Source organism: Azospirillum brasilense, from assembly GCF_001315015.1.
Taxonomy (GTDB): Bacteria; Pseudomonadota; Alphaproteobacteria; order Azospirillales; family Azospirillaceae; genus Azospirillum; species Azospirillum brasilense.
Window position 1 is genome coordinate 2151443 of record NZ_CP012914.1, and the last position, 20443, is coordinate 2171885.

Sequence of the window (20443 nt, forward strand, 5' to 3'; positions counted from 1 at the left end):
GTTGCGGCGGGGAGTTTCGGCTCCCCGCTTTTTTCTTGCCCGCGCGGCCTTGATGGCGACGTGGACCTGACAAACCGGAATTCGAGACTTTTCCCATGGCCAAGGACATCTTCCGCATCGCCGTGATCGGCGCCGGCGAAACCGGAACGCCTCTGCTGACGCAGCTTCTGGACGCTCCCTTCGTCGAGATCCTCGGCGTCGCCGACCTGGACGCCGAGGCGCCCGGCATGCGGCTCGCCCGTGAGCGCGGCGTCGCCACCACGACCGATTTCATGGACCTCGCCCGGCTCGGCGAGGCGGTGGACGTGCTGATCGACGTGACCGGCGTGCCGAAGGTGCGCGAGGCGCTGCGCCAGCACATGCAGGACAGCGGCAACAGTCACACGCTGATCGTCCACGAGATGGTGGTGCAGCTCATGCTGTCGCTGCTGAGCGGCCGTCTGGTGCAGTTGAAGCACGAGGTCGAGGAGTACTGACGCTCACGCCCTCTCCCACCCCCCTTTCCTGTGAGCCGCCGCGCCACCACATCCACGCGACGGTGATGGAACGGGGAGTTGGGACAGGTCATGGACACGAAGGACCCGGCACGGGCGTCCGCGCTGCTGAAGCGGCTGCACGGGCGCATGACCGGCGACAAGCCGACGCTGGGAGAGGTGCTGGGCCATCTCGGCGACCGGGCGCCGGGTTTCTTGCTGCTGGCGCTGGCGATCCCCGCCGTGGTGCCGACGCCAGGGCTGCCGGCGGGCATGATCTTCGGCACGGTGCTGGCGCTGGTGGCGATCCAGATGATCGTCGGCCGGGACCGGCTGGAGGTGCCCGGCTGGATCGGACGCCGCCGCGTGGCGCGCACCACCCTGGAAAAGATCGTCGAGAAGGGAACGCCGCTGGTCGAGCGGCTGGAGGCCCGGCTGCGCACGCGCTGGCCGTCGCTGACTCACCGGGGCGTGCTGCGGCCGCTGGGCCTTTTCGTGCTGGTGATGGGCGTTCTGATCGCCCTGCCCATCCCGTTCGGCAACACCTTGCCCGGTCTGGCGGTGCTGGTGATCGCGCTGGGGCTGATCGTGAAGGACGGTCTGGCGGTCGCCGCCGGTCTGGGGCTGGGTGTGGCGGCGACGGGTGTCTCGGCGATGCTGGTCGCCGGAAGCTGGTGGGCGATCACCTCGGCGCCGATCTAGAAGCGGTCGCCCCGGTGGTCGCATCGGGCGGGCGCCCGCGTGAAGAGCGCCCGAAATCCGGAAATCCGGCGGAGGAATCCGACAGGGTCTAGGCGGCGCCGACGTTGCGCTCACCGGTGTTGCGGTCCTCGTCGCGCTTCTTGCCGGAGGACGCCGGCTGGTAGGCCACCGCCGCGTGCTCGGCGCAGTACGGCAGGCCCGGCAGCGAGGGCTTGCCGCAGAAATGGAAGTCCTGGTGCTTCGGATCGCCGACCGGCCATTTGCACATGCGCTCGGTCAGGGCGAGGATCGTCGCACCGCGGGTCGGCTTCTTCTTGATCGGCGACGGGCGTCCCGACAAGCCGAGGCGGTGCGCCTTTCCGATCACCGCGTTGCGGGTGATGTCGCCCAGGATGTCCGCGATTTCACTCGCGCTCAGCCCCTGGGCCCAGAGGTCCTTAAGCTGCTGAACCCGTTCGTCCGTCCAACTCATCCCCTGTCTCCCGTGGTCCGGTAACCGGTGACTTGGTTAACCAATATACCTTCCGACCAGACGGCCGTTTTCCATAAGGCGCAATATTTTGTGCCCAACGCCGGCCAACCTACCAGATGGCCGGATGGAGGGATAGGGGGCTCGAACAACATTCCTGTGCATAAGTCTGTGGGTGTTATGAGTTCAACGCGCCGTACACCTCCTCGGCTATGGCCGAAAGGGTCACTCGGTCGAGGTCACCCGTTACCGCCCACGCCAAACCGTTGTCCCGCCAGTAGAAAGCCTGGACGTTGCCGTCCTGCGCGAAACGGAAGGACGTGTCCGGCGCGCCGGAGGCCGGACGGATGTAGAGGGTGATGCGGCGACCGGCCGCATCCTGGTACATGAGCTGGGCCGCCGGTCCTTGCGCGTCGGACAGCAGCCTCCCGCCCACCAGATCGTAGCCCTTCCCGGCCAGCCGCGGCGCCCGCAGGGGCTTGCCCAGGCGTTTGGACAGCCAGCCCACGAGATGCGTTTCCTGGTCGGCGCCGACCTCGACGGGATGGCGGACCTCCACCGCGAAGACCCGGTGCGCCGCCACCGCGTCGGCGACGAAGGCCGCGCCACCGCCACCCACCCCGCCCGACCAGCCGCGCAGCCACCAGCCCCCTGCCCCGCCGGCGACGAAGACCAGCAGCACCGCCGCGCCGGCCAGCGCCGGAAGCCAGCGCCGCGGGCGCACCGCCGGCCGGCCGGCGGTGCGGGCGTAGGGCGGCACCAGGGCCGCCGGCAAGGGGCGGTCGATCAGCGGGCCGAAGGTGTCCTGAAGCATCGCCCGCTGGGCGCGATAGCGGTCGAAACGGCGGGCCAGATCGGGGTTGCCCGCCAGATGGCGCTCGACCTCGCCGCGCCGTTCCTCCGGCAACTCGCCGTCCATCCAGGCGTGCAGGTCGGCTTCGGTCACCGGGGCGTCCGGTTCGGTGTCCATCACTTGATCCTCCTCACCGCCTGCTCCGTCCCGCCGTCCAGCAGGACGCGCAGCCGTTCCCGGGCGCGGGCCAGCCGCGACATGACGGTTCCCACCGGAACCCCCAGAACCTCCGCCGCCTCGCGGTAGGACAGCCCTTCCAGCCCGGTCAGCAGAAGCACGGCCCGGTGCTCCTCCGACAGCTGGTTGAAGGCGCGCACGAAATCCCGCACCTCCGCCCGGTCGGCGGGGGCGGCGCTGAGCGCCAGATCGTTGGCAAGATCCTCCACCGGCACCTCCGGCCCGCGGCGGCGGCGCCAGCGCAGGCCGGAGACGTGGAGGTTGTGCAGGATCGACAGCAGCCAGCCGCCGAGCCGGGTGACGTCCCGCAGCGTGTGCCGGTTGGCCAGCGCCTTCTCGATGCAGTCCTGCACGAGGTCGTCGGCGTCGGACAGGTTGCCGGCCAGCGCGGCGGCGTAGCGGCGCAGCCGCGGCACCTGCGCGGCGATGGCCCGCTCGTCCACCGGGCCATTGGCTGGGGCGCCATTCGCTGGAGGAGGGTCGGGAGGCGGCTTTGGCAGAGGCATGCGGCGGCGCTCCCCTTGGAAGGATGTCCTGCCCGTCTGGACGCCCGGCCGCGGCGGATTATTCCACCGCTTCGCGCGTCACGTGGCCGAGAAGCCGGACTTGCCGTCGAAGTTGCACAGGTTTTCGGTCTGGGTGAAGTCCAGCCCGGCGCGGGCCAGACCCGACAGCAGCTCGACGATGTCGGGGTGGCCGACCGCCACGCCCTCCGGCGCCAGGAAGCGGCAGCGCCAGTGGTCGGTGCAGAAGACGCCGATGTTGCCCTCCGGCCAGACCTTCTGCGAGCGGTTGGAGATGCTGGACAGCCGCAGCGCCGGGGTCGCCACCGGCAGGACCAGCCCGGCCAGCTCGTCCGGGTTGCCGCCCGGCCAATGCAGGAACACGTCCACCCCCACCAGTTCCTTCACCGCCTTGCGGCGGGGGGACAGCCTGACCCCGGACTCATAGGCGGGCCGCGCGGTGACGGCGTAGCCGACGGTGGGCAGGGTCACCGGCATCTGGCCCAGCCGCTCCACCACCGCGTCAGCGAAGGCGTGGGTGCCGACGCGCTGGCGGCTGACCCCGCGGTTGAAGATGTCCACGGTGTGGACGCCGTCCTCGATGGTCTTGAGCCAGGCGTTGTGGATGCGCGCCGCCACGTCGCCCTGTCCGATGTGGACCAGCATCATCACCGCGGCCATCAGCAGGCCCGACGGGTTGGCGATCCCCTGCCCCGCGATCATCGGCGCCGAGCCGTGGATCGCCTCGAACATGGCGCAGGCGTCGCCGATGTTGGCGGAGCCGGCCAGCCCGACCGAGCCGGTGATCTGGGCGGCGATGTCCGACACGATGTCGCCGTACAGGTTCAGCGTCACGATCACGTCGAACCGCTCCGGCTGGTCGGCCAGACGGGCGGCGCCGATGTCGACGATCAGATGATCGGCCTTGATCTCCGGATATTCGGCGGCGATCTCGTTGAAGATCTTCAGGAACAGCCCGTCCGTCATCTTCATGACGTTGTCCTTGACGAAGGCCGTCACCTTGCGCCGGTGGTTGGCGCGGGCGTAGTCGAAGGCGTAGCGCACGATGCGCTCCGACCCCGGCCGGGAGATCAGCTTGACCGACTGGATCACGTCGTCGGTCTGGCGGTGCTCGATCCCGGCGTAGAGGTCCTCCTCGTTCTCGCGGATGATGACCACGTCCATGCGCGGGTGCCGCGTGCGGACGTAGGGATGGTGCGACACGCAGGGCCGCACGTTGGCGAACAGCCCCAGCGTGGTCCGCGCGGTGACGTTCAGCGACTTGTTGCCGTAGCCCTGGGGCGTGGTGATCGGCCCCTTCAGGAAAACCCGTGTGCGGCGGATCGAGCCCCAGCCGGCGGCGTCCAGCCCGCCCAGATGGCCGCGGCGGTAGACCTGCTCGCCCGCCGGCACCTCCTCCACCTTCAGGCGGGCGCCGGCGGCCTCCATCACGTGAAGCACCGCGTCGGTGATCTCCGGACCGATGCCGTCGCCGCGGGCGACCGTGATGGGGGTGGTTTCGCGCATCCATTCACTCCTGGGGGAGCCCTCGAAGGAACGAAGCCGGAGGGACCGCGGCGACCCTAGACGAAATCAGGCCCGGAGTTCAATGGCCGGCGCCTTTTTCCACCTGCAAAGCCGGGACCATTGATGCGGCGACTTGACGCTGATCTGCAATGCTTGCGTTTTCCCCATGGCGGCAATGGCAAATCGGCGGGGGTGTCCGTCGGGTTGGGCTTCTATCTTCCCGCACCCTTCGACCTTGCGACCCGCCCCGATGCTGCAATCGCTCCCCCGCGCCCCGTCCAATTCGCTTCTCGAACAGGGGCTGATCCGCGCCCTGAAGTCCTTCAACGGGCTGCTGCACGTCGTCTTGGCGATCGCTCTGGTCGCGGCGAGCGCCATGGTGGTCTGGGAATTTTTCGTGGAGGCCTGGGCGGCCTTCCAGAAGGACCAGCTGGCGCACGGCTTCCTGCACGCGCTCGGCGTGCTGTTCATCGTCTGGACGCTGTCCGCGCTGATCTCCGCGGAGGTCGACTATGTTCGGACCAACCGCTTCCACCTGCGGGTCTTCCTGGAGGTGGCGATGATCACGCTGCTGCGGCAGCTGATCGTGCGCCCGGTCCAGGCGGTGGCGGGCGACGTGCAGACGGGCGACTGGTCCAGCCTGTGGCAGTACGGCCTTCTGCTCGCCGGCCTCATCACCGTCGCCATCGCCCACCGCCTGATCGGCGACGAGGACGCTTTGAAAGGCTGAGCGCACCCGGCGACTCAGCCCTCGCGCCCCACGGTCTGCCCCACCACGGTCTGGATAACCTCGAACCCCTCGAACTGCGGCGGGCCGAGATACAGCGGCTTGCGGTCGCCCGCCCCGCGATGGGCGGCGCGGAACTCCTCCGAGCGGGTCCAGGCCTGGAAATGCGCCTCCGACTCCCAGACGGTGTGGGAGGAATAGAGGCGGTGGTCCTCGTACCGCGGGCCGCGCAGCATGTGGAACTCCACAAAGCCCGGAACCGTGTTCAGATGGACCTCGCGGTTCAGCCAGACCTCCTCGAAGTCCTGCTCCGAGTCCAGACGCACGCGGAAACGGTTCATGGCGATGTACATGGCGGAGCCTCCCAAGACCATTTTTGAAGGGCCGTCCTTCAGGGGCCGTCCTTCAGGGGCCGTCCCTGAAGGGCCGATCCTCAAAGTGACGGCGGAGGCCCGCCCCGTCAACCTGACCGCGTCAACCGCCCCCCGGCCGTCAGATCTCGCCCTTGGCGAGCGCGCTGTGCAGGCGTCCGATGGTGTCGGCCAAGTTGACGCCCAAATCCTTCGCCACCTTGTCCCAAGGCATGTCGGTCCAAGCACCCTGATCCGCGCACTTCTTGCAGGCGCTCCGGGTTCCCGACCCGATGTTCACTTCCTTGGGGGAGCGGACGGCCACGTACTCCTTGTATGCCTCTTCCGCAGGTCCCGCCTTCGACAGCTTGCCTTTCAGGATCTTGTCGTACAGCTCGACATTTTCGAGCGACATTTCCTGCTTGGCGACCTTGTGCAGAAGCTTGAACCAGTATGGCGACTTGAAATAGCCGTCGATGGTCTTCGGCAGGCCGTCGAACCGTTCCAGATCCGTCACGACGCTGCCGGCGATCTTGTTCAACGACGCCACCATGTCGGCGCAAGCTTCGGCGTAGACCGCGTCGCCGTCCTGCTTGGCCGCCTTGCCCGCCGCGTCGAGCGTGGGGATGTAGCTGCCTGCCGCGGATTGGAAGGCACGGGCGTGCTTTTGCGCATCCTGCACGGTCGTCGCGGCGTCGTAGCTCTTCAGCGCGCCTTCCAGGCCGGTCGAGCTGATCTTGCTGAACAGCTTGCCGAAACGGCTCTTGGGATCGGGCTTCTTCTTGCCCGTCGTCTTCTCGAAGCGGTCCTTCGCCTTCTTCCAGGACGCCAGATAGGATTTCGCCACGGTACCCCTCCATTCGAACGCGAATGGCTGTGACGATAAAAACGGGATTTCGGTCCGGCAAACGCCGTTCGGTCCGTTCAGGATGAGAATGGGCGGGGGTGCGCTTCCTCGCACACCCCCGAACCCTCCTTACGCGGCGCGGATGCCGGCCAGGAAGCGCTCCACCTCCGTCCGCAGCACCTCTGACTGGCGGGACAACTCGCCGGCTGCGCCCAGCACCTGGGTGGCGGCGGAGCCGGTCTGGGTGGCGCCGTCGCTGACCTCGGTGATGTTGGTGGTCACCAGATGAGTGCCCTGTGCGGCCTGCTGCACGTTGCGGGCGATCTCGCCGGTCGCCGACCCCTGCTCCTCCACCGCCGAGGCGATGATCGTGGCGATCTCGCTGATCGTGCCGATGGTGTCGCCGATCCCGTTGATGGCCGCCGCCGCCCCGCCGGTGGCCTCCTGCATGGAGGCGATCTGGGAGGCGATCTCCTCCGTCGCCTTGGCGGTCTGGTTGGCGAGGTTCTTCACCTCCGACGCCACAACGGCGAAGCCCTTGCCGGCCTCGCCCGCGCGCGCCGCCTCGATCGTCGCGTTGAGCGCCAGCAGGTTGGTCTGGCTGGCGATGTCGGTGATGAGCTTCACCACGTCGCCGATCCGCTGCGCCTGTGCGACGAGGCCCTGGACACGCTCGTTGGTCTGCTGCGCCTCGCCCACCGCGTGGCTGGCGATGTTGGTGGAGCGCGTCACCTGACCGCTGATCTCGTTGATCGACGCGCTCAGCTCGTTGGTCGCAGCGGCGACGGTCTGCACGTTGACCGACGCCTGCTCGGCCGCGGCCGCCGTGCTGGCCGCCTGCCCCTTGGTCTGGTCGGCGGTCGTCAGCATGCTCTGCGCCGTGGCCTCCAGCTCGGTTGCCGCGGAGGCGACGGTGCGCAGGATGCCGGAAACGTTCCGGTCGAAGGACTGCACCAGCTCCTCGACGGCATGGGTGCGCCGCTCCTTGGCCCGGCGCTCCGCCTCCTCGGCGACCCTCATGCGCTCGCGGTCGACGGCGTTGTCCTTGAAGACCGCCACCGCCTTGGCCATGCCGCCGATCTCGTCGCCACGGCCGAGGCCCGGCACCGTCACCGAGGTGTCGCCGGTCGCCAGACGGGCCATGACGTCGGTGATCCCGGCGATCGGGCGGGAGATGCCGATGCGCGCGACCAGGACGCTCAACGCCAGCGCGCCGAGTCCACCGCCGATGCCGACGACCATCATGAGCGTCGTCATCAAGCTGTTCACGGCGCTCAGTTCATCATTGGCCTGGGCGATGCCCTGCATGTTGCGTTCGGAGGCCTTCTCCATGTACTGGCCCAGCTTCGTGCGGATGCCGCGGCCCTCGGTGGTGTCGCCGTGCTCGCGCGCCTTGTCCGGGCTGGCCTCCATCCCGAGGCGGGCGACCTCGTTGCGGTGCAGGACGAACGCGCGCGCCGTCTGCTGGACTTCGCCAAAGGCCGCCTTATTTTCCGGCGGCTGCATATCCTCCAGCTTGCCCATGAGCTTTTCCAGCTCACTGGTGGCGCCGAGGATGTTCTTGGCGTAGGGCGTGGCGTCGGCCGTTCCGTCTGCGGCGTAGATGCCGCGGCTGTCCATGACGACCTTGTAAATCAGGCTGTTGATCTGCTCGTTGATCAGGGAACGCCGGGACCAGTTCTGAATCTGGTCGAACTTGTCATCGTAGGCCTGCATTCCAAACGAGCCGACGCCACCAATGATAGCAGCCACCACACCCAGGATCGCGACAACGCTGTAGATTTTGCCGCTGATGCTGATGCGCGCAAGAACACCCTCCATTTTCCCTGACCCTCATCGACTGCATGCTGTGAACAGGAAGCCTCATGCTTCGTAATGCAATCGTATGCGTTCAAGGCAGAACGATTCTCAGCAATCCTTTGTCCACGAATGTTGCCTGGAAGTCGCAGAAATGACGATCAATGTTTAAAACGAAGGAAAATCGGACCCCGATTGTATCATATAGTAATACAAGCTCGATCAATGTTCAGATACTTAACTTTACGACTCGGATTCTTTGATCTGCGAGAACCGTAAATTCATTCCGTTTCCGAAGCAAATCAGTTCGATTGCACAAACACTGGCAAACATTTCTCAGCCAGCGATTGATAATCCACTCTATTCTTAATCATCAACACACGCCATCCATTTCGACGCACGCCGACTGATTGAAAATCCGTGTTGCTGGACTGAATTTTGAAGGCGCGCGGTTGTCCGGAGATGCTAGCGCACCAGTTCACGCATCGCGGCGTCCAGGCCCTGCAAGGTCAGAGGGTACATGCGCCCGCCCAAAAGCCTCTGCAGCATGCGGGTGCTCTCGGTGTAGCCCCAGCGCGCTTCCGGCGTGGGATTGAGCCAGACGGCGCGGCTGTAAACGGACAGCATCCGCTGCAGCCAGACCTGCCCCGGCTCCTCGTTCCAATGCTCGACGCTGCCACCGGCATAGGCGATCTCGTAGGGGCTCATCGCCGCGTCGCCGACGAAGACCAGCTTGTAGTCAGCGGGATAGGTGTGCAGCACGTCCCAGGTCGGGGTGCGTTCGTCGTGGCGGCGCTTGTTGTCGCGCCACACGCTCTCGTAGACGCAGTTGTGGAAGTAGAAGTGCTCCAGATGCTTGAACTCGCCCCGCGCGGCGGAGAACAGCTCCTCGACCAGGCGGATGTGGTCGTCCATCGAGCCGCCGATGTCGAGGAACAGCAGCACCTTCACCGTGTTGTGCCGCTCCGGAACCATTTTCAGGTCCAGCCAGCCGGCGTTGCTGGCGGTGGCGCGGATGGTACCCGGCAGGTCCAGTTCGCTGGCCGCCCCGGTGCGGGCGAACTTGCGCAGGCGGCGCAGCGCCACCTTGATGTTGCGGGTGCCGATCTCGACCTGATCGTCCAGATTTTTGAACTCCCGCTTGTCCCACACCTTCACGGCTCGGCGGTGGCGGGATTCCGGCTGGCCGATGCGCACGCCCTCCGGGTTGTAGCCGTAGGCGCCGAAGGGCGAGGTTCCGGCAGTGCCGATCCATTTGGAGCCGCCCTGGTGCCGCCCCTTCTGTTCGGCCAGCCGCTCGGCCAGCGTCTCCATCAGTTTCTGCCAGCCGCCCAGGGCTTGTATCTGCGCCTTCTCCTCGTCGGTCAGGAAGCGTTCGGCCAGCTTGCGCAGCCATTCCTCCGGCAGGTCGACCATCGGAATCTCGTCGCCCGCGGCGCCCGGCGCCCCTTCCAGTCCCTTGAAGACCTGCCCGAACACGCGATCGAAGCGGTCGAGATTGCGCTCGTCCTTCACCAGACAGGCCCGGCTGAGGTAATAGAAGTCTTCGACGCGGAAGTCGGCGACACCGCGCTTCATGGCCTCCATGAGCGTCAGGTACTCGTTCAGCGAGACCGGCACGCCCGCCTTGCGCAGTTCGAAGAAGAAACCCGTGAACATGCCGCTTCCCCCCGTGGGGTTTCGTCCCCATCCGCCCTCATCGTAGCGCCGACCCGTCAGGAACGCCATGACAGCCCTTCTCGACTTCGCCCGCGCGCTGGAGTTCGCCGCGCACAAACACATCGACCAGCGCCGCAAGGGCGTGCGCGCCGAGCCCTATCTCAACCATCTCTCAGAGGTGGCGTTCCTCTGCGCCGAGGCGACGGCGGGCAAGGACCCGGTTGTGGTCATCGCCGCGCTGCTGCACGACACGCTGGAGGACACCGACGCCTCCTACGAGGAGATCGAGCAGCATTTCGGGGCGGAGGTCGCGGGCGTCGTGGCCGAAACCACCGACGACAAGCGCCTGCGCAAGGCGGAGCGCAAACAGCGGCAGATTGACGCCGCCCCCACCGCCTCCTCGCGCGCCAAGCTGGTGAAGCTGGCCGACAAGGTGTCCAACCTGCGGTCCATGGCGCACAGCCCGCCCGCGGATTGGCCGCTGGAGCGCAAGATCGAGTATTTCGAATGGGCGCACGCGGTCGTCGCCGGCCTGCGCGGCACTGACGCGCGGCTGGAATCGCTGTTTGACCGTGCCTATGAGGACGGCTTGGCCGAGTTGCGCGGCGAGGCGGTCTAGACCCATTTCGCCACCATGGCGGCTGATTTACCGCAGTGTGACTACATCACGGAAGGCTTATAAAGGAGGGGCTAGGTTGACCGCCGCGTCAAAGCAAGGTCGCACGCCATGTCCCTCACCTCTCCGGCCCCCGCCGCCCAAACCCCGGCCGCCCACGACGCCGACCAGCCGCGCGAGCGCTGGTTCGTGCATCGCCCCAAGGTCTACGCCGCCGATGTCCACGGCCGCTTCCGCCGACTGAAATGGCTGGCGCTGGCGGTCCTGCTCGGCGTCTATTACGTCACGCCCTGGCTGCGCTGGGATCGCGGGCCGGGCATTCCCGATCAGGCGGTTCTTGTCGATATGGTGGGCCGGCGCGCCTACTTCTTCTGGATCGAGATCTGGCCGCAGGAGGTCTATTACCTGACCGGCCTGCTCATCATCGGCGCCTTCGGCATCTTCTTCGCCACCACCCTGCTCGGCCGCATCTGGTGCGGCTACGCCTGCCCGCAGACGGTCTGGAGCGACCTGTTCATGTGGGTGGAGCGCAAGCTGGAAGGCCCCCGCACCGAGCGCATCCGGCTCGACAAGGCGCCGCTTTCGGCGCGCAAGCTGAGCCTCAAGGCGTCCAAGCACGTCATCTGGCTGGCGATTTCCCTGGTCACCGGCGGCGCCTGGATCTTCTACTTCAACGACGCCCCGACCCTGCTGCGCGAGATCGTAACCGGCGAGGTGTCGTGGAAGGTCCTGGCCTTTGCCGGGCTGTTCGCCGGCACCACTTACTTCTTCGCCGGCTGGGCGCGCGAGCAGATCTGCATCTACGTCTGCCCGTGGCGCAGCTTTCAGGCGGCAATGGTCGACGAGGACACCTACGTCGTCACCTACCAGGACTGGCGCGGCGAAGGGCGCGCGCCGCTGCGCAAGTCGCAGAGCTGGGAGGAGCGGACGGCGGAGGGGTTGGGCGATTGCATCGATTGCAAGCTGTGCGTCCATGTCTGCCCGACCGGCACCGACATCCGCAAGGGCCAGCAGATCTCCTGCATCGGCTGCGGCCTGTGCGTGGACGCCTGCAACGACGTGATGGCCCAGGTCGGGCGCCCCGGCGACCTGATCCTGTTCGACACCCGCTCCAACCAGGTCGCCAGGGCCGACGGTCAGGCCGCCCCGGTGCGGCTGCTGCGCCCGCGCACGGTGATCTACGCCCTCATCATCCTGGTGGTCGCCGGCGCGATGGCCGTCTCGCTGGCGCTGCGCCCGACGCTGGACGTCAGCGTGCTGCGCGACCGGGCGCCGCTCTATGTGCAGCAGTCGAACGGCGACGTGCAGAACGCCTACACCATCAAAATCCTCAACAAGACCCACGAGGCGCGGACCTACCGCCTGTCGGTGGAGGGTTTGGCAAACGCCGACCTGTCGGTCGCCAGCGTGGACGCCCAGTCGGGGAGTTCGCTGACGCTGACAGCGGAAGCGGATTCGGTGGCGACCTACCGCATCTTCGTCCGCGTCCCGCGGGGCGCTGCGACGTCGGGGTCCAGCGACGTCACGGTGCTGGCCCGTGACCTGACCAGCGGCGAGATCGGCCGGCACCGCAGCGTGTTCATGGCGCCCTGAGCGTCCCTCTCCCGGGGCGGGAGAGGGACAGTCCGCATCCGTTCAGTGCATGGCGTGCCCGCCGGCCGCGACGGCGCCGGAAAGGAGCGTCGGGTCCAGCATGCCGAAGATCATGGCGATGTGGGCGACGATCAGGAACAACCCGACCAAGGCCGCGTGGATCGCCATGCGGCCATGCTCGCCGCGGCCCCGGCCGATCAGTCCGAGGTCCAGGAGCGCGATGCCGCCGAGCGGGACGATACCGGCGAGGTAGAAGCCCACCGCCAGCACATCGGCCGGCCCGCGCCAGCCGCCGGACGCGGTCAGCGGAACGACCGCGTTCTGCATCAGATGGATGAAGACGCCCGTGAAATAGACGCCGACGGTGATGCCGGCCCAGCGGTTCAGCCACCGCACCGGGCCGTCATAGTCGCGGGTGTAGAGCAGGTACAGCTCGCTGATCGCCACCGTCTCGGCCAGGATGACGGGGACCGCCATGAAAATCAGAAGGTTCCAGGGCTGGTTGACGGCCAACAGTTCCATGTAGTGGGTCATGGTCATGGGATGACTCGCGCGTGTTCGGCGGGCGCGCCGGTGCCGCGATCGGCGTAAGACCGGGCGCGTCCGCAGGTCGGGGAAAAGGCGACGGAACGGCGGGAGTCAGGCGCGCGGCGGTGGCAGCGGCGGCGCGTGGGCGGTGGCGGCGGGTTCGGTGTCCGTACCGGGAAGCAGGGTCGCGAGGCGATGGCCGAAAGGCACGCCGATCCGGGCCGGCAGGCCGGCCAGATCGCAGGCCCCGCTCTGGCAGAGGCACCCGGCGGTGCCGTGCGCGTGGGTCTTTCCCGGAACCGGGCTGTCCATCGGATGGTGGATGTCGCAGTCCGCGGCGTCCTGCGCCGCGGTGGACTCGCAGTGCGGCGCCGGGAGGTCCGCCATGCGCATGGGTGCGGCACCGCCGAGAAGCCCGATGGCCAGAACCACAAGCGCGAGGAGGGACACCAGACGTGTCACGGGGACGACCGGCCTTTTGCCTGCAAGGCCACCGTCTTCCGGACGGCGCGCCTGCAGGATGATCCTGGGCCTGTCCCGGCCCTGCGGTCTTTGATGTCGATCAAGCGGCGGCGAGCGTCCGCACCAGCGTGTCGGAATCCACGTTGCGGCCGGACAGCACGGCCACGGTCCGCCCTTCCGCCGGCACCTTACCGGCCAGCAGCGCCGCCACCGCGGCGGCCCCGGCGCCTTCCGCCACCATACCGAAGGAGCCGTGCAGGGTCCGCATCGCCGCCGCGACCTCCGCCTCCTCCACCTCGACCAGGGCATCCACGAAGCCGGCCAGCAGCGCCTGCGGCAGCTTGCCCAGCGCGTCCACCGCGATCCCGTCGGCCAAGGTCGGCCCCCGCCGCCGCGCCAGCCGCACCCCGACCACGGTGACGGAGGGCTTGCGCGCTTTCACCGCCGCCGCCATCCCGGCCAGCAAACCGCCGCCCCCCACCGGTACCACCAGCCTGTCGAGGTCCGGGCGGTCGGCCAGCACCTCCAGCCCCACCGTGCCCTGCCCGGCGATCACGTCCGGGTCGTCGTAGGGATGAACGAAGGTCAGCCGCCGTTCCGCCGCCAGTTGCAGCGCGCGGGACTTCGCCTCTCCCACATTGGCCCCGGACAGCACCACCTCGGCACCCAGCGCTTCCGTCCGCTCCACCTTGCAGCGCGGCGCGGTGACCGGCATGACGATGGTCGCCGCCACCCCGAGCCGCTGGGCGTGCAGCGCCAGTCCGGCGGCGTGGTTGCCCGCCGACATGGCGACGACACCCGCCGCGCGCTCCAGCGCCGTCAAGCGCAGCAGGCGGTTCAGGGCGCCGCGCTCCTTGAAGGCGCCGGTCGCCTGGAAGGTCTCCGCCTTCAGCCAGACGTCACGCCCCAGCACCGGCGCGGACAGAAGGGGCGTGCGGACGATCCGCCCATTCAAACGCTCGGCGGCGTCCTCGATGGCGGAGAGGGGGAGCCAGGGCGGCAAACGGTCTTCGGTGTCGCGGCGAAAGGAAACGGCAGGCAGACGGGTGGCGTGCGCGGACGGCATCGCGGGAGTCCTCGGGCGGAGGGAACGAAGGGGGGCGGAAAAAGGAAGGCGCGAAACCCGGCCCGCGTCAGCGGACCGGGACGATAATTCGCGCGGAGCCCCGCATTCGCTCCGCCGGATGGCGCAACGCACGCGTAAAACAGCGGGTCAGGGGATGGTGATGAACCGGATTGCGGGTTCCGGAAGACCCAGGGCGCACGGACACGCCACACTCCACACCAGATTGCGAAAACGAACGCTCGCGGTCCGGCGCCCTCTGTCAGAGCGCCGGGGCGGTAATTCGCATTCGGTTCAGGTGCGGGGTCGATTGCATGGGTTCAGGCTGCCCCAGAAGGCCGGCTGCGGTCAAGCGCTTCCTAGCGCCCTTCCCGCTTGGCGAGAAAAGCCAGCCGTTCCAACAGATGCACGTCCTGCTCGTTCTTCAAAAGCGCGCCGCACAGCGGCGGGATCAGGCTGCGGGCGTCCTTGGCGCGCAGGGTCTCAGGGTCCACATCCTCGACCATCAGCAGTTTGATCCAATCGAGAAGCTCCGACGTGGAGGGCTTCTTCTTCAGGCCCGGCACCTCGCGCAGGCTGTAGAACAGCGACATCGCCTCGCGCAGCAGGTCCTGCTTCAGGCCGGGATAATGGACGTCCACGATCCGCTCCATGGTGTCGCGGTCGGGAAAGCGGATGTAGTGGAAGAAGCAGCGGCGCAGGAAGGCGTCCGGCAGTTCCTTCTCGTTGTTGGAGGTGATGATGACGAGGGGGCGCCGGGCCGCCTTGACCGTCTGCCGCGTCTCGTAGACGTGGAACTCCATGCGGTCGAGTTCGAGCAGCAGGTCGTTGGGAAACTCGATGTCGGCCTTGTCGATCTCGTCGATCAGCAGCACGGGGGGATCCGGCGCCTCGAACGCCTCCCACAGCTTGCCGCGCACGATGTAGTTGCCGATGTCGTGCACCCGCTCCTCGCCGAGCTGGCTGTCGCGCAGGCGGCTGACCGCGTCGTACTCGTAGAGGCCCTGCTGCGCCTTGGTGGTGGACTTGATGTGCCAGGCGAGCAGCGGCTTGTTCAGGGCGCGGGCGACTTCCTGGGCCAGCACGGTCTTGCCGGTGCCCGGCTCCCCCTTCACCAGCAGCGGGCGCTCAAGCGTGATGGCCGCATTGACGGCCACCATCAGGTCGTCGGTGGCGACGTAGGAGTCGGTGCCGGTGAAGCGCATGCCAGTCGGTTCCACGGTATCGTTCGTTGACCCGCGCATCCTTCCAGCACGACGGGCGTCATGCAAGACGGAACCGCCGTAGGCCGCCCGGCGTTCCTCCGCGGAAGGAGTACGCCATGGCGACCGATCCGAATTCGACCGATCCCAATTTCTGGCCCGAGTATCTGGAACAGCACCGCGACCCGACGAACCGGGCGCTGCACGTCGCCGGCACTCTGTCGGCGGCGGCCCTGCTTGGGGTGGGGCTGGCCCGCCGCGACTGGCGGGCGCTCGTGGCGGCGCCGCTGGTCGGCTACGGCGCGGCGTGGCTGGGCCATTTCCTGGTGGAGCGCAACCGCCCCAAGACGCTGGATGCGCCGCTGGCCTCGCTGGCCGCGGACGTGCGCATGGCCGGGCTGGCCATCACCGGCCAACTGGCGCGGGAATACCGGCGCTACGGCATTCCCGACCGCCCCGGCCTTGTCATCCGCCGTCACCCGCCGAGGGCACCCGCATTGGAGCCGGCGCCCTCGGACGAGAAACGCGGTTAGGAGGCGGCCTTCGCCGCCACCGCCTTCTCGATGGCCTCGACGGCGGCGGGCGCCAGCGCGGCGTCCGGACCGCCGGCCTGCGCCATGTCCGGGCGGCCGCCGCCGCCCTTCCCACCCAGAGCCTCGGCGCCCACGCGCACCAGATCGACGGCGCTGATCTTGGCCGTCAAGTCGTCGGTGACGCCGACCACGATGGATGCCTTGCCCTCGTTGGAGGCGATCAGAACGACGACGCCGGAACCGACCTGCTTCTTCAGCTCGTCGGCCATCGGCTTCAGGTCCTTGGCCGGCAGGCCCTCGACCACGCGGGCGGCGAACTTCACGCCCGCGACGTCCTTGGCCTCGTTGCCGCCCTCGGCCTTGGCGCCGCCGCCCATCGCCACCTGACGGCGGAGTTCGGCCAGTTCGCGCTCCATCTTCTTGCGCTCGTCGACCAGAGCGGCGAGGCGCGACGGAACGTCCTCCGGACGGACCTTCAGGACGGACGCGGCCTCGGTCAGCAGATGGTCGCGCTCCGACAGCCACGCCTTGGCGCCGGTGCCGGTCAGCGCCTCGATGCGGCGCACGCCAGCGGCGACGGCGCCCTCGGCGACGATGGTGAACAGGCCGATGTCGCCGGTGCGGCGGACGTGGGTGCCGCCGCACAGCTCGATCGAGTAGTCGCGGTCCAGCTCGCCGTGCGGACCGCCCATGGAGACGACGCGCACCTCGTCGCCGTACTTCTCGCCGAACAGGGCCATGGCGCCCGACGCGCGGGCCTCGTCCGGGGACATCAGGCGGGTGACGACCTCGCTGTTGCCGAGGATGCGGCGGTTCACCTCGTCCTCGACCGCGGCAATGTCCGCCGGGGTCAGGCCGGTCGGCTGGCTGATGTCGAAGCGCAGGCGCTCCTGGGCGACCAGCGAGCCCTTCTGGGTGACATGCTCGCCCAGGCGGCGGCGCAGCGCCTCGTGCAGCAGGTGGGTGGCCGAATGGTTGGCGCGGATGGCCGAGCGGCGCTCCGTGTCGACGCGCAGTTCCACCACGTCGCCGACCTTCAGCGTGCCCTTGGTGACCGTGCCGACATGGGCCCAGACGGCGCCCAGCTTCTTCTGGGTGTCGGAGACGGCGACCTCGGTGCCCTCGGCGGAGAAGATCACGCCGGCGTCGCCGACCTGACCGCCCGACTCACCGTAGAAGGGCGTCTGGTTCACGATGACCAGCACCTCGTCCCCGGCGGCGGCCTGCTCGACGCGGGCGTCGCCCTTGACGATGGCGGTCACCTTGCCCTCGGCGACCTCGGTGTCGTAGCCGAAGAACTCCGTGGCGCCCAGCTCGTCCTTCAGCTCGTACCACAGCTTCTCGGTCGTCGCCTCGCCCGAGCCGGCCCAGGACTCGCGGGCCTTGCGGCGCTGCTCGTCCATGGCGGCCTTGAAGCCGCTTTCGTCGACCGGGCGGCCTTGGGTGCGCAGCACGTCCTGGGTCAGGTCGAGCGGGAAGCCGTAGGTGTCGTACAGCTTGAAGGCGACGTCGCCGGGCAGCGGCTGCCCCTCGCCCAGGCGGCCGACCTCGTCCTCCAGCAGGCGCAGGCCGCGCTCCAGCGTCTGCTTGAAGCGGGTCTCCTCCAGCTTCAGCGTCTCGACGATCAGGGCGCGGGCGCGGTTCAGCTCCGGATAGGCGTCGCCCATCTGCTGGATCAGTGCCGGGACGAGGCGGTGCATCAGCGGCTCGCGGGCGCCGATCATGTGGGCGTGGCGCATGGCGCGGCGCATGATGCGGCGCAGCACATAGCCGCGGCCCTCGTTCGACGGCAGCACGCCGTCGGCGATCAGGAAGCAGCAGGAGCGCAGATGGTCGGCGATGACGCGGTGCGAGACGGCGTGCGCGCCGTCCGGCGCGGTCTTCGTCGCCTCGGCGGAGGCCACGATCAACGCCCGCATCAGGTCGATGTCGTAATTGTCGTGCTTGCCCTGGAGCACCGCGGCCAGACGCTCCAGCCCCATGCCGGTGTCGATGGACGGCTTCGGCAAGGCGATCAGATCGTCGGGACCGCGCTGCTCATACTGCATGAACACGAGGTTCCAGATCTCGATGAAGCGGTCGCCGTCCTGGTCGGGCGAGCCCGGAGGACCACCGGCGATGTGCGGGCCATGGTCGAAGAAGATCTCCGAGCACGGACCACAGGGGCCGGTGTCGCCCATGCGCCAGAAATTGTCGTCGGTCGGGATGCGGATGATGCGGTCGTCCGGCAGGCCGGCGACCTTGCGCCAGATGCCCGCCGCGTCCTCGTCGGAGCTGTGGACGGTGACCAGCAGCTTGTCCGCCGGCAGCCCGAACTCCTTCGTCACGAGGTTCCAGGCGAAGGCGATCGCGTCGTCCTTGAAGTAGTCGCCGAACGAGAAGTTGCCCAGCATCTCGAAGAAGGTGTGGTGCCGCGCCGTGTAGCCGACATTGTCCAGGTCGTTGTGCTTGCCGCCCGCGCGCACGCACTTCTGCGAGGTGGTGGCGCGCGAATAGGGCCGCTGCTCCGCCCCGGTGAAGACGTTCTTGAACTGCACCATGCCGGCGTTCGTGAACATCAGCGTCGGGTCGTTGCGCGGAACCAGCGGCGACGACTCCACGATCTGGTGGCCGTTCTTCGCGAAAAAGTCCAGGAACGTGCGGCGGATGTCGTTGGCGGTCTTCATAAGCTGTCCAGGCTCCGGCTACGGTCGGCTACAATCGGCGGCGCGGCCTTGTTCGCGGCCGAACCGTGCTTTTAACGTGACTTGCGGTGGCTGTCCACCGAGTGCCCGCCACTCCCCTGCGCGGCGACAGGCCGCGTGGACGGAGCGCCACACATTTGCATGATCATCGGCGCGGACGGGCGGTGGATCACCACCGCCCCGCCGCTCAGAAGGAGATGAGAGGATGCGGAAAATCCTCGAACTCCTGATCCTGCTGTTGCGGGCGCTCAAGCTGCTGCTTGAGATCCTGAACCGCTAGGACCGGGCCGGCGGACGGGTGCTGGAACACCCGTCCGCCCAGCCTGAATGTAAGGTCTTTCCAGCCGTCCGGCAAGACGGCGAAAAGCCCCTCCCCGGCGGACCGGAGAGGGGCTTTCGCACAGAGAAACCGGCTTGCCGCCCGGGATCACTCCGGCGTGGCGGCCTCGCCGTCGGCCTCCGGGGTGCCCATCATGGCGTCGGCGACGAGACCGGCGTTGCCGCGGATCTTCGCCTCGATGGCGTCGGCCGTGGCCGGGTTGTTGCGCAGGTAGTTCTTGGCGTTCTCGCGGCCCTGGCCGATGCGGGTACCGTCGTAGCTGAACCACGCGCCCGACTTCTCCACCACGCCGGCCTGGATGCCGAGGTCGAGAAGCTCACCCACCTTCGACACACCCTCGCCGTACATGATGTCGAACTCGACCACGCGGAACGGCGGGGCCATCTTGTTCTTCACCACCTTGACGCGGGTCTGGTTGCCCACCACCGTCTCGCGGTCCTTGATCGCGCCGATGCGGCGGATGTCCAGACGGACGGAGGCGTAGAACTTCAGCGCGTTGCCGCCGGTCGTCGTCTCCGGGTTGCCGAACATCACGCCGATCTTCAGGCGGATCTGGTTGATGAAGATCACCAGGCAGTTCGACTTGGCGATGGAGCCGGTCAGCTTGCGCAGCGCCTGGCTCATCAGGCGGGCGTGCAGGCCGACGTGGCTGTCGCCCATCTCGCCTTCCAGCTCGGCGCGCGGCACCAGGGCCGCCACCGAGTCGACCACCAGCACGTCGACGGCGCCGGAGCGCACCAGCGTGTCGGCGATCTCCAGCGCCTGCTCGCCGGCGTCGGGCTGGGAGATCAGCAGTTCATCCACATTCACGCCCAGCTTGCGGGCGTAGGACGGGTCCAGGGCGTGCTCCGCGTCCACGAAGGCGCAGGTGCCGCCGCCCTTCTGGGCCTGGGCGATGGCGTGCAGCGCCAGCGTCGTCTTGCCCGAGCTTTCCGGCCCGTAAATCTCGATGATGCGGCCGCGCGGCAGGCCGCCGATGCCCAGCGCGATGTCGAGGCCGAGCGAGCCGGTGGAAACGACCTCCGTCTCGACCGTGTTCTCGCGGGCGCCGAGCTTCATGATCGAGCCCTTGCCAAAGGCGCGCTCGATCTGCGCCAGAGCGGCATCCAGGGCCTTCTGCTTATCCATGGAATCCTTCTCGACCAAACGAAGCTGTGCGGACGACATGCCCGTCTCCCCTTGTTAGATCACATCCGCGGCCCCAGGGCCAACGATCTCACCAACGGTCATTCGGTGAGAGGGAATGTACCAGCTTTGTTCCTCTGCGCAAAGCTCTAAGTTCCGCGAATGTTCTCATCGTACGTTAGGAACGATCCGGCGCCATGCAACGGAATTCCA

20 protein-coding genes are annotated in these 20443 nt (G+C 67.9%); 6 read left to right on the plus strand and 14 right to left on the minus strand.

Annotation, left to right across the window (positions count from 1 at the left end; translation table 11 throughout):
- The first annotated feature begins 95 nt into the window (after nucleotides 1-95).
- Together AMK58_RS09945 and AMK58_RS09950 are read left to right on the plus strand one after the other, a co-directional pair.
- Nucleotides 96-476 carry an oxidoreductase gene (locus AMK58_RS09945; protein WP_035674937.1) on the plus strand — a complete coding sequence of 127 codons (381 nt, stop codon included), beginning with the start codon at nucleotides 96-98 and terminating at the stop codon, nucleotides 474-476.
- A gap of 90 nt (nucleotides 477-566) precedes the next feature.
- Nucleotides 567-1175, plus strand: a complete 609-nt coding sequence (locus AMK58_RS09950) for an exopolysaccharide biosynthesis protein (protein WP_051140310.1) — start codon at nucleotides 567-569, stop codon at nucleotides 1173-1175.
- A gap of 88 nt (nucleotides 1176-1263) precedes the next feature.
- Here the strand turns inward: AMK58_RS09950 and AMK58_RS09955 are convergent, their stop codons facing one another.
- The 4 genes from AMK58_RS09955 to AMK58_RS09970 all read right to left on the minus strand — a co-directional run bounded on the left by AMK58_RS09955 (nucleotide 1264) and on the right by AMK58_RS09970 (nucleotide 4704).
- Entirely contained in the window at nucleotides 1264-1647 is a 384-nt protein-coding gene (locus AMK58_RS09955; RefSeq protein ID WP_014240942.1) for a GcrA family cell cycle regulator, read from the minus strand.
- Between the two features lie 175 nt (nucleotides 1648-1822).
- Nucleotides 1823-2614 (minus strand): anti-sigma factor family protein, encoded by a 792-nt coding sequence (locus AMK58_RS09960; RefSeq protein WP_059398853.1) that lies wholly within the window; start codon nucleotides 2612-2614, stop codon nucleotides 1823-1825.
- A complete protein-coding gene (locus AMK58_RS09965; protein WP_079285031.1) occupies nucleotides 2614-3180 on the minus strand; it encodes an RNA polymerase sigma factor in 567 nt (188 codons plus the stop codon). Before AMK58_RS09965 ends, AMK58_RS09960 begins: the two co-directional genes overlap by 1 nt.
- A gap of 78 nt (nucleotides 3181-3258) precedes the next feature.
- Complete coding sequence (locus AMK58_RS09970) at nucleotides 3259-4704, minus strand: NADP-dependent isocitrate dehydrogenase (RefSeq protein WP_014240945.1); 1446 nt, start codon at nucleotides 4702-4704, stop codon at nucleotides 3259-3261.
- 250 nt (nucleotides 4705-4954) lie between these two features.
- On the opposite strand from AMK58_RS09970, the gene AMK58_RS09975 reads away from it, so the two are divergent.
- Nucleotides 4955-5434, plus strand: coding sequence for a phosphate-starvation-inducible PsiE family protein (locus AMK58_RS09975; protein ID WP_014240946.1), 480 nt, complete (start codon nucleotides 4955-4957; stop codon nucleotides 5432-5434).
- Between the two features lie 14 nt (nucleotides 5435-5448).
- Here AMK58_RS09975 and hmuQ read toward each other — a convergent pair whose 3' ends face one another.
- The 4 genes from hmuQ to AMK58_RS09995 all read right to left on the minus strand — a co-directional run bounded on the left by hmuQ (nucleotide 5449) and on the right by AMK58_RS09995 (nucleotide 10084).
- Nucleotides 5449-5784, minus strand: coding sequence for a heme-degrading protein HmuQ (gene hmuQ / locus AMK58_RS09980; RefSeq protein WP_035674946.1), 336 nt, complete (start codon nucleotides 5782-5784; stop codon nucleotides 5449-5451).
- Between the two features lie 139 nt (nucleotides 5785-5923).
- Nucleotides 5924-6628 (minus strand): regulator of G-protein signaling domain-containing protein, encoded by a 705-nt coding sequence (locus AMK58_RS09985; protein ID WP_035674948.1) that lies wholly within the window; start codon nucleotides 6626-6628, stop codon nucleotides 5924-5926.
- Nucleotides 6629-6757: 129 nt separating this feature from the next.
- Nucleotides 6758-8449: a methyl-accepting chemotaxis protein gene (locus tag AMK58_RS09990; protein ID WP_035674949.1), complete on the minus strand. Its 1692-nt coding sequence runs from the start codon at nucleotides 8447-8449 to the stop codon at nucleotides 6758-6760.
- A gap of 441 nt (nucleotides 8450-8890) precedes the next feature.
- On the minus strand, nucleotides 8891-10084 hold the full coding sequence (locus tag AMK58_RS09995; RefSeq protein WP_035674951.1) for a vWA domain-containing protein: 1194 nt from the start codon (nucleotides 10082-10084) through the stop codon (nucleotides 8891-8893).
- A gap of 67 nt (nucleotides 10085-10151) precedes the next feature.
- Between AMK58_RS09995 and AMK58_RS10000 the strand changes: the two genes are divergently transcribed.
- Nucleotides 10152-10703 (plus strand): HD domain-containing protein, encoded by a 552-nt coding sequence (locus tag AMK58_RS10000; RefSeq protein WP_035674952.1) that lies wholly within the window; start codon nucleotides 10152-10154, stop codon nucleotides 10701-10703.
- Nucleotides 10704-10811: 108 nt separating this feature from the next.
- Entirely contained in the window at nucleotides 10812-12293 is a 1482-nt protein-coding gene (gene ccoG, locus AMK58_RS10005; protein WP_059398854.1) for a cytochrome c oxidase accessory protein CcoG, read from the plus strand.
- A gap of 42 nt (nucleotides 12294-12335) precedes the next feature.
- Here the strand turns inward: ccoG and AMK58_RS10010 are convergent, their stop codons facing one another.
- The 4 genes from AMK58_RS10010 to AMK58_RS10025 form a co-directional block, all read right to left on the minus strand.
- Nucleotides 12336-12833, minus strand: coding sequence for a DUF6803 family protein (locus AMK58_RS10010; RefSeq protein ID WP_035674953.1), 498 nt, complete (start codon nucleotides 12831-12833; stop codon nucleotides 12336-12338).
- A 99-nt stretch (nucleotides 12834-12932) separates the two neighbouring features.
- Entirely contained in the window at nucleotides 12933-13271 is a 339-nt protein-coding gene (locus tag AMK58_RS10015; RefSeq protein ID WP_149150323.1) for a hypothetical protein, read from the minus strand.
- Between the two features lie 112 nt (nucleotides 13272-13383).
- Nucleotides 13384-14349 (minus strand): pyridoxal-phosphate dependent enzyme, encoded by a 966-nt coding sequence (locus AMK58_RS10020; RefSeq protein WP_059398855.1) that lies wholly within the window; start codon nucleotides 14347-14349, stop codon nucleotides 13384-13386.
- Between the two features lie 356 nt (nucleotides 14350-14705).
- Entirely contained in the window at nucleotides 14706-15551 is an 846-nt protein-coding gene (locus AMK58_RS10025) for an AAA family ATPase (protein ID WP_035674954.1), read from the minus strand.
- 116 nt (nucleotides 15552-15667) lie between these two features.
- Here AMK58_RS10025 and AMK58_RS10030 point away from each other — a divergent pair, with 116 nt between their 5' ends.
- The gene (locus AMK58_RS10030; protein ID WP_079285030.1) at nucleotides 15668-16081 is read left to right on the plus strand and encodes an Mpo1-like protein; all 414 of its coding nucleotides are present in this window, start codon (nucleotides 15668-15670) and stop codon (nucleotides 16079-16081) included.
- Here AMK58_RS10030 and alaS read toward each other — a convergent pair.
- Nucleotides 16078-18747, minus strand: a complete 2670-nt coding sequence (alaS, locus tag AMK58_RS10035; protein WP_059398856.1) for an alanine--tRNA ligase — start codon at nucleotides 18745-18747, stop codon at nucleotides 16078-16080. The genes AMK58_RS10030 and alaS overlap by 4 nt on opposite strands.
- Before the next feature lie 445 nt (nucleotides 18748-19192).
- Nucleotides 19193-20272 (minus strand): recombinase RecA, encoded by a 1080-nt coding sequence (gene recA / locus AMK58_RS10040; protein ID WP_014240962.1) that lies wholly within the window; start codon nucleotides 20270-20272, stop codon nucleotides 19193-19195.
- Nucleotides 20273-20443 lie beyond the last annotated feature (171 nt).